Origin of the sequence: Nonomuraea roseola (assembly GCF_039535395.1) — a bacterium.
GTDB lineage: Bacteria > Actinomycetota > Actinomycetes > Streptosporangiales > Streptosporangiaceae > Nonomuraea > Nonomuraea roseola.
This window is the reverse complement of sequence record NZ_BAAAXC010000014.1, coordinates 210952-227156: the sequence shown is the minus strand read 5'-3', so window position 1 is coordinate 227156 and position 16205 is coordinate 210952. Positions and strand designations below refer to the sequence as shown.

Annotated in this window: 8 protein-coding genes; 4 read left to right on the top strand and 4 right to left on the bottom strand. The window is 69.9% G+C overall.

Annotated elements, in window-relative coordinates:
• The first annotated feature begins 372 nt into the window (after positions 1–372).
• Positions 373–1479: a S1 family peptidase gene (locus ABFX55_RS19335; protein ID WP_346122903.1), complete on the top strand. Its 1107-nt coding sequence runs from the start codon at positions 373–375 to the stop codon at positions 1477–1479.
• 27 nt (positions 1480–1506) lie between these two features.
• Positions 1507–1665: a hypothetical protein gene (locus ABFX55_RS19330; RefSeq protein ID WP_346122901.1), complete on the top strand. Its 159-nt coding sequence runs from the start codon at positions 1507–1509 to the stop codon at positions 1663–1665.
• Positions 1666–1721: 56 nt separating this feature from the next.
• On the opposite strand, the gene ABFX55_RS19325 is transcribed toward ABFX55_RS19330, so the two are convergent.
• On the bottom strand, positions 1722–2981 hold the full coding sequence (locus tag ABFX55_RS19325; protein ID WP_346122899.1) for an SGNH/GDSL hydrolase family protein: 1260 nt from the start codon (positions 2979–2981) through the stop codon (positions 1722–1724).
• Positions 2982–3015: 34 nt separating this feature from the next.
• The gene (locus ABFX55_RS19320) at positions 3016–3540 is read right to left on the bottom strand and encodes an anthrone oxygenase family protein (RefSeq protein ID WP_346122897.1); all 525 of its coding nucleotides are present in this window, start codon (positions 3538–3540) and stop codon (positions 3016–3018) included.
• A gap of 174 nt (positions 3541–3714) precedes the next feature.
• Here ABFX55_RS19320 and ABFX55_RS19315 point away from each other — a divergent pair, with 174 nt between their 5' ends.
• Complete coding sequence (locus tag ABFX55_RS19315) at positions 3715–4920, top strand: sensor histidine kinase (protein WP_346122895.1); 1206 nt, start codon at positions 3715–3717, stop codon at positions 4918–4920.
• 132 nt (positions 4921–5052) lie between these two features.
• The gene (locus ABFX55_RS19310) at positions 5053–6612 is read left to right on the top strand and encodes a hypothetical protein (protein ID WP_346122893.1); all 1560 of its coding nucleotides are present in this window, start codon (positions 5053–5055) and stop codon (positions 6610–6612) included.
• 93 nt (positions 6613–6705) lie between these two features.
• On the opposite strand, the gene ABFX55_RS19305 is transcribed toward ABFX55_RS19310, so the two are convergent.
• Complete coding sequence (locus tag ABFX55_RS19305) at positions 6706–12957, bottom strand: RHS repeat-associated core domain-containing protein (RefSeq protein WP_346122891.1); 6252 nt, start codon at positions 12955–12957, stop codon at positions 6706–6708.
• A gap of 33 nt (positions 12958–12990) precedes the next feature.
• Positions 12991–16176: a LamG-like jellyroll fold domain-containing protein gene (locus tag ABFX55_RS19300; RefSeq protein ID WP_346122889.1), complete on the bottom strand. Its 3186-nt coding sequence runs from the start codon at positions 16174–16176 to the stop codon at positions 12991–12993.
• Positions 16177–16205 lie beyond the last annotated feature (29 nt).

Sequence of the window (16205 nt, the reverse complement as noted above, 5' to 3'; positions counted from 1 at the left end):
CATCGCCTTCCTGTACGCAGAGAGTACCCCCGGTGGGTATAGGTCGCGACAGCGGCCGATCCGTCGGAACGCCGGACGGCGCCGGCATCTGCCCACACGTCCTCAGGCCGCGTCTTCGACCCGAGGGCCGAGCCGGCCGCGGACATGTGCGCTCCTGGGAAAACCCATCCCGAGGGCCTCACCTGTTCGCCGCAATGACGGCAATCGTTTTCTGCTCCGCTTTCATGACAAGAGCTGATAAATCTTGTAAATGGGCCTTGTGTAGTTGATCGGGGTTCTTCATATTGGCGTTTGCCGAGAGGCGAACCCTCCTCTCGACAGCCCCTAGGCCAGCCAGCGGGGCTGGCCGGCATCCCCCAGGAGGCTCCCCACATGAGCATCCATCCCCGGCGCGCAGGACTGATCGTCACCGCGGCGATCCTGCTCACAGGCACGACCCTCATCAGCCCCATGGCCGCACAGGCCACCCCGCCGACCCCGGAGGCCGCCGACTCGGCGGCCGTCGCCGCCACCACGCTCGACGAGGCGTTAGGCGCGCGCGACGCCGGCTCCTACTTCGACCCCGCCCAGGGCAAGCTGGTCGTCACGATCACCGATGACGCCGACGCGCAGGCCGTCGTGGCCGCGGGCGCGATCCCCAAGAAGGTCGCCCGTAGCGCCGACGACCTCGACAAGATCATGCGCAGGCTCGACAGGGCGGCCCGGGTCACCGGCACCGCGTGGGCCGTCGACCCGGCGAGCAACCAGGTCGTCGTCTGGTTCGACGAATCCGTCAACCAGGGGCAGCGCCAGCGCATCGAGTCCATCGTCAAGCAGATCAACGACGAGGAGGCGGCCGCCAGCCCCGAGCGGGCCGCGGCCGGACCGGCCGTGCGGACCGAGAGCGAGGCGGGCACGTTCAACCTCTTCATCCAGGGCGGCGACGCCATATACACCGGCTCGTCACGCTGCTCGCTCGGCTTCAACGTACGCAGCGGAACGACGACGTACTTCGTGACCGCGGGTCACTGCACCAACATCGGCGCCACCTGGTACGCCAACTCCGCCCGTACCGTGGTCCTGGGCACCAGGACCATAAGCAGCTTCCCCGGCAACGACTACGGCGTCGTGCGCTACACCAACACGAGCATCGCCAAGCCGGGAGGCGTCAACCTCTACAACTCCTCCTCCCGTGACATCACGACCGCGGGCAACGCCTACGTCGGCCAGTCCGTGCAGCGCAGCGGGAGCACCACAGGCGTCAGGAGCGGCACCGTGACCGCGCTGAACGCCACCGTCAACTACCCGCAGGGCACCGTCCGCCAGATGATCAGGACGACCGTCTGCGCCCAGCCGGGTGACAGCGGAGGCTCCCTGTTCTCCGGCTCCACCGCTCTCGGCCTGACCTCGGGCGGCAGCGGCAACTGCTCGACCGGCGGCACCACCTTCTTCCAGCCGGTGATCGAGGCGCTCAACGCAGCTGGAGCGAACGTCTACTAGCTCTTCATCGACGGTTGCGGAGTCGGCGTGGCCCGAGTGCTCCCCGGCCACGCCGACCCCGAGCCGCACGACGGTCGCGTGCGGGAGAGGGACACGCTGATCGGCTGCGGCGTCGGAAGGCGGGTGATGAGCTGGGAGAACACAGGCTGCGGTTCGATGCGGGCCGGCGGGGCGCCGATGCGGTAGCGCGCCCCGTGGCCGAAGGTGAGATGCGACCCGGCCTGGCGGGTCAGGAAGCGTTCCTAGCCCAGGTCGGTGGGGTCGACGGCATGTGCGGCCGCGCGGTAGCCGGCGTCGTTCAGGTGCAGATGGTCGCCGGAGTCATAGGCGGGATCGAGCAGGTCCTCATCCTGCCGTGAGGCGAGCGCGCGGTCGAGATCGACCACCGCGTCGTACGCGCCCGACGTGCGGATCCAGGTGTTGACCGCGTCTCGCTTGGCCTCGCTGCGGGCGGTGTGGTACCGCGAGCCCTTCATCGGCGGCAGGGTGGCGCCGATGGCTCGCACGCCCCTGGCGTGGGCCTGCCTGATCAGCGCGCGGTGACCGGCGATGATCTCGTCGGCGGAGACGTCGGTGGGCGGCGCGCCGATGGGGGAGGGTGCCTCGCTCATCCCGATGTCGTTGATGCCCTCCAGGATGATGACCGACCGCACGCCGGGCTGGCCCAGGACGTCTCGCCGGAAGCGGGAGGTCGCCTTGTCGCCGAGCCACGCGGAGTCGACCGTCACCCGGTTGCCGCCGATGCCCTGGTTCAGGACGGCGCGCGGCCTGCCCATGGCGGCCAGCCGCTCGGCCAGTTCGTCGGGGTAGCGGTTGTCCGCGCCGGGGCTGGAGCCGTACCCGTCGGTGAGGGAGTCGCCGAAGGCGACCACTGCGCCCTGGCGGGAGGCGCGGCCGATGACGTCCACCCCGCTCAGGTAGTACCAGGACAGCGAGGTCTGGTCGAAGGCGCCGGCGCCGCTGTCGGCGCGGTGGTCGCCCGCGGCCCGGTAGCTGGTCGCCATGGCCTGGGCATGGTAGGTCGCGGGGCCGGTCGGCGCGGCGAGGTAGAGCGTGACCGTCACGGAGTCCAGATCGGACAGGCCCAGTGTCACCGGGTCGGTGGCGAGTTCGGCTCCGGCGGGGATGGTGAAGGCCCTGGCCCGCTTGACGGTGAGCTGCCGTAGCGATGAGGGCTGTACGGCGGCGCCACTCGCGGTACGGGCGACGGTGGCGCCGGAGACCTTCAGCGGAGCGGTGCCGTAGGCGTTGGACAGCCGGATCCTGGCCCGCGCTCCTCCGGCGCTGATGCGGACCACCTGGCGGATCGTCTGGTTCGTGAAGCCCTGTTCGGACCAGTTCGGGGTGAAGTTCGTACCCGGGCGCTGGGGGGAGGCGGTCCAGGTCGCGGTCCAACCCCCCGCTGTCGCGGGGGTCTGCGCGGACGCCATGCCGGAGCCGGCCAGCAGCGTGGCCAGCGAGATGGCGAGGAGGGACGACAGCCGTCGTGGTACGGCGTTCATGAAGTGTCTCCTGAGAGTGGGTTCGGTATGAATCTCATACGGCGGGGACGGGGCCGGTCCTGGACTTCATGAGCCGGTCGCCCGCGACGACCACCACGACGATGAGGAGGAACGCGACGAAGGCGGCGCTGGTCCGCACGACGTGGAACATCTCCCACCGCTGAAGGATCGCCGCGTGGTCCGCGGGGACGGGGCCGACGGCCCACCGCTTGATCAGGCCGTTGATGGGGACGTTGCCGAACCGGGTGACCAGGAACGAGGTCAGCGCGAGCACCGCAGCGCCCGCGGCCAGAAACCGTGGAAGCCGACGCGAGACGATGGCGAGCACGACAGAGGAGAGGATCGCCAGTGCCATCGTTGTCTGCATGACGACCCCATTGACCTGCATCAGCGCCGTATGGAAGGTGAAGCGCACGTCGAGGGGCACGACCCTGAACGCGTAGGCCACGTTCACGGCTCCGTAGCCGAACGCCCCCGAGAGCAAGCCCGTGGACAGCAGCGCGAACGCCTGGATGGGTGGCCGCAGCACGGTGAGGTCTCCTGTGGTGATCGTCTTCATGGATTGAGCGGGTCAGGGGGAAATCGTTGCCGCTCGACGATCGCTGATCGTCCTCCGTGGGTCGCTCCTTCCCGTACGCCAGGGGGAGCAGATTCCGCGGGACTACCACCGGGGGAGTAGCGCCGGTCCTGACCCCGTGCCGAGACGCACGTGCGCAGGCTCTACTGTGCGGGGATGAGCTCTGAGCGCGGACGGCGGCCGCTCGTGACGGACGTGGCGCTCGCGGTGGCGGTCGCCGCTGTGCTGATGGTCGGCGCGCTGTCCGCCTCCGACACCGACGCCGTGGACCTCATGGCCGTCCTGGCGGGCTCACTCGTGCTCGTCGCCTGGCGCAGGGCGCCGATGACGGCCCTGGTCGTCGCCACCACCTGCATGCTGTTCTACGCGGTGCGGACCAACCCGGGACCCCCGGCCGCCTTTCCCGTCCTGGTCGCGCTCTACTCCGCGGTCAGGGCCGGTCATCGGCTGATCCTCGTGGTCGCCTGCGTCGTGTTCCTGGGCGGCACCCTGGCGGCCAGCATGGTCACCGCCGAGCAGCCCGCCCAGGACCTCGTCGACCGCACCGTCCTGCTGGTCGGCTGGTTCCTCGCGGCGGCCGTCGCGGGAACCGTGAGCAAGCACCGGCAGGCCTACCTGCGGCAGGTCGAGGAGCGAGCCGCCGAAGCCGAACGCACCAGGGAGGAGGCGGCACGCCGACGTGCGGGGGAGGAGCGACTGCGGATCGCGAGGGAGTTGCACGATTCCCTCACCCACAGCATCTCGATCATCAAGGTGCAGGCGGGGGTGGCGGTCCATCTGGCGCGCAAGCGCGGCATGGAGGTGCCGGAGGTGCTGCTGACCATCCAGGAGGCCGGCGGCGAGGCGATGCGCGAACTCCGCGCCACCCTCGAGGTGCTTCGCGACAGCGCCGACGATGCGAAGAGCCACGGACTGGACCGCCTTGACGACCTGGTAGCCAGGGTCCGCTCCGCGGGCCTGCCCGCCAGAGTGACGGTCACCGGCGCGCCGACGCCGCTGCCGGGGGACGTCGATCGCGCCGCCTACCGCATCGTCCAGGAGGCTCTCACCAACATCACCAGGCACGCGGGCGACGCGTCGGCGTCGGTCCACATCGGGTACCACCCCGGTGAGCTGGTCCTCCAGGTCGACGACGACGGTACGGCCAGGCCGGGCCAGGTGCTTGCGCCAGGCAACGGGCTGACCGGGATGCGCGAGCGCGTCACGGAGCTGGGCGGACGGCTACGCGCCCACCCCCGGCCAGAGGGCGGCTTCACCGTCCGCGCCGAACTCCCCGTACCGCTCCACCAGCCGTCGCAGACGAGGCAGATGCGCCGGGACGACCCGGCGAGCGTATTCGGGGACCGATCGCAGGACCGGTGACACTCTGCTACGAGCTTGACCGTAGCCGGAGTTAAGCGAAGGAACGGGCCGGGCATTGCCTGCTGCGGTGCGCTGCCGACGGCTCCTCTCGAGCGCCGAAGCGCCGAAACAGACCATCGACAAGGAGCGGTCGTGCAGGCTGAAGACCTCACTGGGTACTACACCTACAGAAGTTTCCTGAACCACCCGGCGCCGGTTGACGACTTCAACAAGCTCCGGTTCGGGGAGGCCGAACTCTATCTCTCGGTGCAGCAGGACAGGACCATCACCGGCACGCTGTCCTTCCCGGCCGCTCCCGGCGCGGATCGCAAGGATGTCATGGACATCGCGGGAGAGATCCTGGACTGGTCGACCGCGCGGTTCAGAATGTCGGGCAAAGGACGTCCGAAGACCGGTGTCGCGGACTTCCACTACGAGTACGACGGCGTGCTCTCCCGCGCCTGGGAAGCGGGCGTCGAGCAGCGTCACTCGCTCACCGGCACGGTTCTCCGCGCCAAGGATCACGGAAGTGGCTCCAACCTGGCCAGAGCGGGCGTCACGGCCAGCTTCGTGGCGGTCAAACGCAACTTCCCCGCTCCCAGGGAGGTGCCGGGGGTGGCGCTGCTGCCGGAGGCGCTGTCGATGCTGACCACGCGGGTCCACCGTCTGCGGCACACCACCTGGCACCTTCTCCGGTCGGTCTGGCGGGACCCGCTCACCGATGTCCACCGCAAGGAGATCACCGAACTGGGCTGGGGGATCGAGCGCCCGCCGTCCAACCACAAGGGGCTCGATCTGGCCAACGGCGCCGGTGAGGACTTCCTGTTCATGCACCGGCGGATGATCCGGATGGTGAACGAGATCTACGAGCGCTCAGGCGTCGCCGTCATCCCCGGCTGGAGATCCATCCCCGGCGCTGACGCACCGCAATACGTGTACCTGGAGAAGGACGATCCCGCCCGCCCAGGTGAGAAGATCATGCAGTACGACGCCGCCCGCTCCGGATTCATGGTCCCGCCGGCCGATGCGGAGCTGCTGGCCACGTTCCCCGAAGCGAGCCGGCCGACGATGAAGCTGCTGAAGTCTCCGAACTATCTCAGCTTCGCGATGAGGGCGCTGGAACGCACCTACACCTCACCGCTGGAGTTGTCCCGCCTGTCTCTGGGAGCTCTCGGCAACCTTCTGGAGTTCACCATCCACAACCAGATGCACATGCGCTGGGCCTCCATTCCGCGGGACGCGCAGGGCAAGGTCGCCCTGCGCGGTGACTTCGACTTCGACGAGAAATGGGACGACCCGAGCTACGACTATCTCGGGGACTTCTACTCCTCCCACCTCAACCCGCTGTTCTGGCGCCTGCACGGCTGGGTGGACAACCGCATCCAGGACTGGTTCGAGGCCCACGAAGCCATCGCCCCTGGGGAGATCGAGCGCATCGACCACAAGGGCGTGGCCTGGTTCAAACCCGGCAAGTGGGTCGCCGTGGCCGAGCCCTTCGACTGGCCGGAGAGCGAGCATGATCATCACGGTGAGCACGGTCACGGGGACGAGCACGCCGTCGCCGTCATGCTGAAGGTCCTCAAGATCGTGCAACGGGCCCAGGAGCCGACGGTGGAGGAGGGGCCGGCCGCGGAGCTCCGTGAGCGGCTCATGCAGCAACCGCCGCTCAACATGATGAGCTTCCTGCGGTCGATCGACGTGCCGGCCGAATGAGAGACCCGGGTCAGGGGCGTGCCCGGTGAAACGCCGCCGGCGCGAGACCACGAGGGTCCCGCGCCGGTCAGCGCTCAGCGGAAGGAGGTGCCGTCAGAGTCCGCCGAACCAGATGTCGAACAGATCGACGAAGTTGTCCGCGATCTTCTGACCTCGGGCGCCGAGCTCGGCGGTCGCGGCGCCCCTCCTGTTCGTCTCGATCTCGTACTTCTCCGGCTTGAAGATCTGCTTCTGACCCTGGCCGGAGCCGCCGCGCTGCGGCAGGTTCGACGGTGGCCTGCCCTGCGGATACATCCGGCCGTTGCCGTAGACGGTGTAGGACTGGGTCGGCTGAACCGAGCCGTCGTTCCGGTAGACCTGGCTCGGCCGTGGCTGCGCCGGCTGCCGGTTCGCCTTGGGCGGCGACTGCCGCTGCGTCGCCCTGTGGCTGGTGGGACGGCTCGCCGGACGCGAGCGCGCGTGCTGAATTCCCCTGGGAATCCTGCCGGCCCGGTGGTTGCGCCGCTGAGAGGCCAGCGCCATCCGCCGCTTGGCCGCCGCCTCGCGAGCCGCCTTCCTCGCCTCTCTCCTGGCCGCCATCGCGGCCCGTCGCTTGGCCGCCGCCTCCCGCGCCTTCCTGGCGGCCTCGGCCGCCTTCTTCCTGGCCGCCGCCAGCCGCCGCTTCTTCGCCTCGGCGAGCGCCCGTTTCTTGGCCTCCTCCCTGGCCCGCTTCTTGGCCTCCTCCAAGGCTCGCTTCCTCGCCTCCTCCAGGGCCCGCTTCCTGGCCGCCTCCCTGGCACGGCGGATCGCCTCTCGCCTGAGGGCGCGCTGGGCCAGCTTCTTGGCGAGGTAGCGGGCCCCGATCCGGACGCCGATACCGACCACGAACCAGACCAACTGCCCGTCGGGGTCGCTCATCGTGACGGGGCTGTTGTTGGCGTAGGCGTAGGCGTTGAGCTGCTGCGGATCCACATCGTCGATGACCGGGTCCACCGACAGGAAGCGGCCGTTACCGGGGTCGTACTCGCGGGCGCCGAGGTGGATGAGCCCGGTCGTCGCATCCTGCGTGCCTCCGACGAATCCGCGCTGGCCCGGCCACCATGGCGGGGGCGCGCCCCGGTTCTCGCCGAACGGCGTCGTCCTCCGTACGGCCAGCTCGCCGTTGCCGGCGTTCACCGCGGCCTGCGCGGTGCCCTGGTGGTCGTTGGCCAGCAGGTAGACCTGGTTGTCGTTCGTGCGTACGGCGATGGGCTGGTCGTTGATGGTGTAGTAGCGGGTCTGCTCGACGACGTCCTTGGCGAAGTCGAAGCGCAGCTCCATGTCGTCGACGTAGAGCGTGGCATCGGTCGGCGTCTTGCGGAGCAGCCGGTTGCCGTCGGCGTCGTACACGAACGACGTCGTCTTGCCCGCCTCCGTCACCGACTCCAGGTTGCCCTCGGCGTCCCAGGCCAGGGTCTGGTCAGAGGCGGCGACCTTGCGCCTGGTGGTGTTGCCCGCGGCGTCGTACTCGAAGAGGTCCGCGCCGACGGCCTGCAGCGCGTGCGGCTGCTTTCCGCCCGCCTGCGGGTAGGTGTAGGAGCGGACCGCGTCGGCCGCGCCGCCCCATCCGTGCTTGGTCTCCTTGGTCCGGTTGCCGGTGGAGTCGTAGGCGTAGCTGACCGCGTACGGGGCCACGCCGCCGATCCTGTCCGGCTGGGGGCTGCCGGCGGCGCAGTCGTCGGTGCCCGTCCAGGCCGAGGTCAGTCGGCGCAGATGGTCATAGGAGAAGCACTGCGTGTCCTGACCGCTCGCGCCCTTGTCGCCGATCTTGGTGATGTTGCCGACCGCGTCGTAGGTGTAGGTGAGGTCCAGGTCGGTCGCGCTTGCGCTCTCCCTGTCCAGTCGCATGCCGGTCAGCCTGCGGGTGGACTCGTCGTGGGTGTAGGTGAGCCAGCTCTTCTTGCCTCCGGTGCCCAGCTCGTACTGCAGGGTCTCGCCCAGCTTGGAGTAGCGGGTCGCGGTCACGTACGACGACAGGCCGGTGACCTTGGTCGGCTGGCCCAGCTCGTCGTAGCTGTAGACGACCGACTCCTCCGCCAGGCCGCCCGCGGCGGGGAAGCTGACGGACTGGACCTTGTTGTCGAGCGTGTAGCGGGTGTTGAGCACGTACGAGCCCGCCAGCTTGCCCTCCCGCTCGGGGACGGTGACGGTCTCGCGCAGCGGCCGGTAGTCGGCGTCGACGGCGTTGATCTCCGCCTTGTACGCCTGCCCGCCCACGTACCGGATGCTGGCGTTCATGTGGCCCTTGGCCAGGGCGTCGTACTTCCACTCCGCGAGCAGCGGGCCGGTCGCGGAGCTCTCGCGCATCTCCTTCTTGCGGCCCAGTTCGTCGTAGACGTACCACAGGGTCTTGCCGCGGGCATCGGTGGTGCTGACGATCTCGTCGGCGTCGTTGTACGTCATCGTCGTGACGCCCTTGTCGGGGTCCTCGGTCTTGATCTCCCGGCCGCGCAGGTCGTAGTGGTGGCGCCACACGTTGCCTGCCGAGTCGGTCACCGTGGACAGCCGTCCGGCGTGGTCGTAGCTGTACTTGGTGGACTCGTACTCGCCGGTCGGGGTCGCGCCCTTGTACTGGCGCAACTCGATCAGGCGGTCCTCGGCGTCACCGATGCGGGTGGTCGCCGTGCCGCCGGGGGGCGGCGTCATGTGGACCCTGTCGCCCTCCTGCCGGGAGGAGACCCGGTACTTCTCCACGCCCTTCGCCTTGAGGATCTGGGCGTTGACGTCACCCGTCCCGTCGAAGACGGACACGACCTGCGTGGGCACGTCGGTGTCGGCCACCGCCAGCAGGTCGGTGGAGGGCGTCCCGGTGGCGAAGTAGCCGGTGTTGGTCTTGGACTGCTCGCCCAGGGAGTTGTAGAAGGTGTCGGTGATCGTGCGGCCGTCACGCAGCGCGGGATCCTGCGTCTGGTCGTCCTTGGGCGCGGGTTCCTGGGTCTGGCGCTCGCGCGTCAGGCCGTCGTACAGCTCGTGGCTGGCGGTGTAGCCGCCGTCGGCGCGCAGCGTCTTGGTGGTGACGATGCTGGGGCCGTCGGCGCGGATGACGTAGGAGTACTCGGTGCTGGGCGACTGTCCCGCCGTCTTGTTGCGGTCGGCCTGCCAGACCTTGGTCAGGCGGCCGAGCGCGTCGTACTCCAGATCGATGCGGCGGTTGTTCGCGTCGACCTCGGCCACGGGCTCGCCCCAGGCCGGTTCGAGGATCGTGCGCTCGACGTGGCCGAGCTGGTTGGTCTCGGTGATCTCGGTCGGAAGGGCGCCCGTGGCCGGGCTGTAGGTGGTCACGGCCTTGGTGCCGATGGCGTCGGTCTCGCTGGTCTCGCGGCCGTACACGTCGTAGGTGTGGGCGCTGTCGGTGATCGTCGCGCCGTCCCCCGAGACGATCTGCTGGACCGAGGTCACATCGCCCTTGCTCGGTGCCTGGCCGTACGCCTTGCCGTCGTACTGGACCTTCTCGTCGGAGATCAGCTCACCGGCGGCCAGCGTGGACACGGGGGTGCCGCAGCTCGCGGCGATCTTCTGGACGCGGCTGGGGTAGTCGAGCATCCAGCTCGCGTCGTTGCGGGCGTAGGTGTAGCTCGTGCACTGGTCGTCGTCGGGCGAGGCCAGGTCGCCCTTCTCCTCCACCTGCGTGAGCAGGCCCCTGGTGTCGTAGGAGCGCTCCTCGCCGGTCCGCCGCCAGGTGCCGCCCGGCAGCGCGGTACGGGTGACCATGGACTTGGCCTCGACCACGTGCGCGGCCTTGGTGACGCCGCCCTGCGTCGACTCCGCGGTCTTCACCGACCACGGCTGCTCGGCGGACGCCTTCAGGACGGTCCCGCCGTCGCCGTCGTAGAGGATCTCCTCGCGCTCGAAGCCGGAGTACTGGTCGAGGTCGTCCAGCTTGCCGCCCTCGGAGTCCTCGATCTGCACGCTCCGCCTGGAGCCGTCGGCCTGCTTGTCGCCGTGCATGCCGCGGAAGTACCGGAACTCGGTGAGCGTGCGCTTGGTGTCCTGCCCGTCGCCCTCACGCACCCGTACCCGGCCGAACCCGCGGAAGTCCGACCACGTGCGGTGCTCGGGCTTGACGAGGATGTTGTCGGCGTAGTGCCAGGCGGCGCCGTCCAGGTACTCGTAGCTGGTGACCACGTTGGGCGAGGCCGCGACGCGGTCCACCTCGATCGTCTGCGACACCACGTACTTGTGGAACCAGTCGGTGACCTCGGTCTCGTTCTGCGGCGTCCAGCGCTGCGGGAAGCACCGCTTGGTGTTCTTGTCAGCCGCAGGCAGCGCGCCTGGCGCGCAGTCGGCGGGGGCGTAGTTGACCCGCAGCTCGCCGCCGGTCCCGTTGTCGACCGACTGGACGCGCCACTTGACCAGCGGGGCGCGGCCCTCGGTGGCGTCCACCCTGTTGGGGAGCTGGACGCCGATGAAGGTGGTCTTGGGCAGCGTGATCGTGCCGCCCACGTGGCCGGTCTGCTGGAGCGAGGCCAGCCACAGCGACGGGCTGAGGCCGTCGCCCGTGGCGGGGAACTGGTGGGTCAGCGCCCAGGAGTCCACCGCGTAGTACTGGCCGGCGGCGTTGCGGACCTGCGTGGTGACCTTGGTCAGCCGCTTGCGGGTGAAGAACGTCGGCGTCGTGCGGTCGACGCACTTCACTCCGGCGTCGCAGATCTGGTCGAACGGGACGTCCGGCCAGTGACTTGCGGTCTCCTTCTTGAGCTGGTCGGCTGCGCAGGTGACGGTGCCGCTGGGCAGGCAGCGCTCGGCCACCTCGAACAGCACGCGGGAGGCAGGGGCCTTGGTGAACAGCTCGCCCTGCAGGTAGCCGTAGTCGATGCGGGCGAGGTAGGCGTTACGGACGTACGGGGTGCCCAGCTCAGGCTTGGAGTTGCGGCCGTAGTGGTTGGTCTCGCGCTCGTACCAGTACGTGGTCGCGTTTCCGTGGGGGTCCACGGCGTAGTCGAGGTTCCACCGGTAGGCCTGCTGGCACCAGGCGTTGGCAGGGGTGCTTGAGTAGCAGGGCTCGCCGCTGTTGTTGCCGAACACCGGCACCGTCTGGACCGACCTGGTCTCCGGCTTGCCGGTCACCCAGCCGGGCAGGCGGTTGAGGCCGAAGGTGTACTGGGTGCCGTCGGAGGTGGTGACGCGCCAGTACTCGCCGTTGTTGTCGCCGTTGGCGGCCCCTGTGAGGTACTCGATGCGGGTGCCGTCGTCGCGCTTGGGCCGCCACTGCTTGGTGGTGGCGTCCTTGACCAGCTCGACGGCGGAGCCGCCGAGCGACAGGGTGGCGTTGTCCTGGTCCCAGCACAGGTCGCCGGTCTTCTTGCCGTCGATCATGCAGGACTTGTAGCGGCGCTCGATGTAGCCGCCCGGGTTGAGCTCGAAGCCGTCACCGGCCCATGACGCCTGGTTGTTGGTGGAGGCGGTGCGGCCGTCCACGCTCTGCGAGGAGTAGCCCAGTGAGATCTCCGGCTCGTCGCCACCCAGCGCGGGCGGCGTGCGCATGTCGTAGCCCCACGTGAAGTCGCCGGTCTGGGTGCCGACGCTCCAGTCGGCGGAGGGGGACAGGGAGGTGGCCGAGTGGTCGCCCGACTGCCCTGAGGCGGCGGCCGTGAGCGCGTACACCGCGCCTGTCTCGACCTCGGCGGTCAGGGTGCCGGCCTTGGCGTCGTTCTCGCTCTTCACCGGCTCGGGCGCCGCGCAGTTCGCGGCGGCCGCGTCGAGCGCGCATTCGTCCACCTTGACCATCCGCAGCCGGGCGCCGTAGTCGCCGCCGTAGGCGTAACGGAAGCCCGAGTAGTCGATCTGCAGGCGGGTCTTCTTCGCCGCCCCTGCGGCCGCGACGCCCTGGCCGGGGGAGACGCGCATCGCCATGCCGAGCAGGTCGGTGTCGAGCAGTTCCACGCTCACCGGCTCGGCTCCGGCTGCGGCTTTGGCCTCCCCTCGCCCGGGAGCCAGCTGCACGGGGAAGCCGGCCGCCAGGGTGGCGGCGCCGCCGCCCAGCTCGGCCTTCTGGGGTCGGGGCCAGGCGACCCTTGGCGGCGCCTTCCACACCTGTTTCTGGACGGGGTCGGCCATCGGCGCAAGGACGGGGACCGCCTGTCCCTTGACCGGCTTCTCCTTCTGCACGGACGGGGCAGGGCGAGAGGCGGCCGAGGCGGGCAAGGCCTGCACCAGTTGCACGACCAGGAGGACGGAGAGAGTGGTGGCGATCCTGCGGGGCCAGGGCGACTCGCGCTTGGGCTCCTGGAAACGGTTCCATGAGGGGTCGGGAAGCTCGGGTTCTTCGGGCGGAGGAGTGCGATTCCAGCGGGATTCGGGCAGCTCTAACTCATCCGGCAGGTCCATGAACCTCTCCCAGTCGGGGGTGCGGTGCGGGAGTTACTGGGCGGCTAGCTGTGCGATGTGCTCGGCGCTCAAGACGCCGTCATAGGCGCGGACGTCGTCCACCGCCCCCGGCCAGAAGCCGGTGAAGGTGCCCGCGGTCCTGGTCCGGCCCAGTTGCAGCGGGCCGGTGGCGTTCCATGCGCTCAGGTGGTCGGTGACGGTGGTGGTGGACAGGCGGCCGTTGACGTAGACGCGGAGCTGACCGGCCAGCGGGTCGTACACGCCTGCGATGTGGGCCCACTCCAGCGGGTTGGGGATGTCGTCGGAGCGGGTGCGGACGAGAGCGGCGGTGTCGGTGTCGGCGGCGGCCATGCCGAGGGTCCACCGTCCCTGTTCCTTGTCGAAGCCGAGCTGGAACCCGGCGGCCCTGCTGCCCGGCTGGGCCACGGCCGTCGTGTCACGGGTGGGCAGGTAGTCGAGCTGGGCCCAGGCGGCCACGGTGAACCCGGTCCTGGTGTTGACCACGGGCGCGGTCGTCTGCGCGTAACCGTTGACGCCGTCGAGCGCGAGCGCGCCGTCCAGCCAGCCCGACGTCCACGAGGCGGCTCCAGAGAGAGTCGCGGCCGTCGCCCGCCCCGAGGCGTCGGCCGCCGACAAGCCGGACTCCTCATCCAGCTTCCAGTGGCCGACCAGCGTGGCAGCGCTGTTGACCAGGTCGGCGATCTCGTCGGCGAACATGGCGCGGCCGTAGACCCGCACCTCGTCGACGTCGCCTGGCCAGTACTCCGAAGCCGCCCCGTTGACCTTCCCCCTGCCGATCGTCAGGGGACCTGCGGCGCTCCACGGCGGCGTCACGGCGACCGTGGCCTCCAGCCTGCCGTTCACGTAGAGCGAGATCTGGCCGGCCGCCGAGTCGTAGACGCCGGTCAGGTGGGTCCACTCGTTCAGCCTCGGCGCGGCCGTGGACAGCGCGCGCACCGCAGGCGCGCCGTCCGCGTCCGAGCCCGCCACGGTCAGCGCCCAGCGGTCGTTGGCCTTGGCGTACTGCAGCGAGAACGCGCCCGTCCTGCCGCCCTCCTGGGTGACGGCGGTGGCGGAGGCGGCCGTGCCGGTCAGGCGGGCCCAGGCGCTGACGGTGAAGTTGCGGCTGGTGTCGATGACGGGGCCGGAGGTCTGGGCGTAGGCGTTGGCCAGTCTGAGCGCCGTGCCGGTCCTGCCGGACGTCCACGCCGCTCCGTACAGCGTCGCGGGGTGGGCCTGCACGGTGTCGGCCGCCACGTCGCCCTGGCCCTCGTCCAGCGACCAATGGCCGCTGGGGCCCTTGCCCGCGGTGACGTTGAAGACGTAGGTGCGGATGGGGCCGAGCTGGCCCGCGCGGTCCTTGCTGCGGACCGACAGCACGTTGGGGCCGTCGTGGCGCGGCGTCAGCGCGATGGTGGCGCTGCCGTCCTGGCCGGGGGTGACCTCCGTCCTGGGCGTGGAGTCGAGGCCCCAGACGTAGGCGGCGACGTCGGAGACGCCGTTCGGGGCGAAGGTGAACGTGCCGGGCAGACCGACCCCGTCGCTCCAGCCGTTCTCCGCGTACTGCGGCGAGGAGACCGCGGGCTCCCTGCTGGGGGCCGTGGCGTCCACGGTGGCCTCGCACCAGGGGCTCCACGCGCTGGTGGCCTTGCCGTCCTCGGCGCGGGTCCGCCAGCGGATCAGCGCGCCGTCGGCGTAGAGGCTCACCGGGATCGTCGCGTAGTAGGCGGCGCCAGACGAACCCAAGGGGGTGAGGTGCTCGCCCGTCTTCACCCCGGCGGCGTTGTACCACTCGAAGCGGCCGCGGACGGAGTTGTCGGTGTCCCGCAGCTTGGCCCACAGCTTCGGTGCGGCGGTGCTGATGATCGGCCGGTCGTCGCCGGAGACGCAGGGGCCGCCCGGGTCCGACCAGACGTCGGCCGCCACCGGGGCGCCGGGCAGCGAGTTGTACTCGATGACCAGGCTGGGGTTGTTCTTGAACTTCTTCCAGGCGTACACGTCGGTCTCGCTGGTGGCGCGCAGGCCGATGGTGACGTTGGGCCACTTCTTGGCGGCGGCGTCCACGACCTGCGAGGTGACGTCGAACTCGACGCCACCGGGCAGGCAGGCCGGGCCCCAGCCCTTGGCCACGTTCACCGTGGAGAGCAGCCTGGCCCAGGTGGGCTGGTTGTTCCAGGTGGTGCTCTTGCTGATGGGGTTGGTCGCCCAGGCCTCGACCTTGCGGGCGCTGCACGAGTACGACCACGTCTCGTACGTGCGCAGCGTCGCCTTGATGATCTGCTTGCCGTGGATGGTCGAGCCGGTGTTCATCTGGTAGAACGAGCGGTTCTTCTGCGACTCGACGTGGCCGACCCTGGCGACGTCGCTGGAGTTGAGGTAGTTGGAGTTGGGCCAGTTGCTCCAGACCGCCGTCCAGGCGTTGCGCGCGGCGGAGAAGTACGGGTCCAGATAGACGGGGAACCGGGTCTTCGGGTCCGTCATCATCTTCCTGTCCGGCTTGAGCCGCAGCTGCCTGCCCGTCAGCTCCACACCCATCGCGGCCTCGCGGGCTTCGGGGGAGCGGCCTTCCTTGAGCGCCTGCGGGCTCGTGATCCCCTCGGAGTCCCACATCTTCGGGGTGGGCGCGATGAAGATCGTGCCCTCGTTCCTGTCGGTGGCCTCGAGGTTGCCCGCCCTGTCCGCCTTCACCGACAGGCCGGAGGCGGACAGCGGGAAGGTCAGCTCCGTCATACTCGCCGCGGCGGCTCGCGACTTGACCACCAGGACGTGGGAGAAGCCGTCCACGTCCGCTGTGACCTGGAGGTCCACGCCCGGCATGACCTCGGCGTAGGTGGCGGTGTCGCCTTTCAGCGTGGGCTTGGGCAGCGCGCCCTGCCAGCCGAGTTCCAGGGACTTGGCGCCGCGCGACAGCCTGGCCAGCGGGGCGCCGCCGCCGCCGGAGAAGGTCAGCCCGACCGCCGCCGCGGCCGGGCTGACCGTGCCGTCGGGGTTGAGGCGGAGAGTGGTGTCGACGGGGACCCAGCCGCCTGACCGGCGTACGCGCACAGGGCGTACGTTGTGCTCCAGGACGAGGGTGCCGTCCGGCTTGGCGAAGACCTGGCGGGTCTCGGTACGCATGGACTCGATCTCGACCGGCCGGCCGGTGTGGCGCGCCGCCGCGAGCGCGGACGCCTCGGTCGTCGACTGCTCCTCGACCGCCTTCGGAGGTGGCTCCGGCACGGCACCAGCCTGGGCCGGCACCGCAGGAG

Excerpts from the sequence above, each read along its gene's own strand:
- ABFX55_RS19325 (WP_346122899.1), bottom strand. The coding sequence starts at position 2,981 with ATGAACGCCGTACCACGACGGCTGTCGTCCCTCCTCGCCATCTCGCTG.
- ABFX55_RS19320 (WP_346122897.1), bottom strand. The coding sequence starts at position 3,540 with ATGAAGACGATCACCACAGGAGACCTCACCGTGCTGCGGCCACCCATC.
- ABFX55_RS19305 (WP_346122891.1), bottom strand. The coding sequence starts at position 12,957 with ATGGACCTGCCGGATGAGTTAGAGCTGCCCGAATCCCGCTGGAATCGC.
- ABFX55_RS19315 (WP_346122895.1), top strand. The coding sequence starts at position 3,715 with ATGAGCTCTGAGCGCGGACGGCGGCCGCTCGTGACGGACGTGGCGCTC.
- ABFX55_RS19335 (WP_346122903.1), top strand. The coding sequence starts at position 373 with ATGAGCATCCATCCCCGGCGCGCAGGACTGATCGTCACCGCGGCGATC.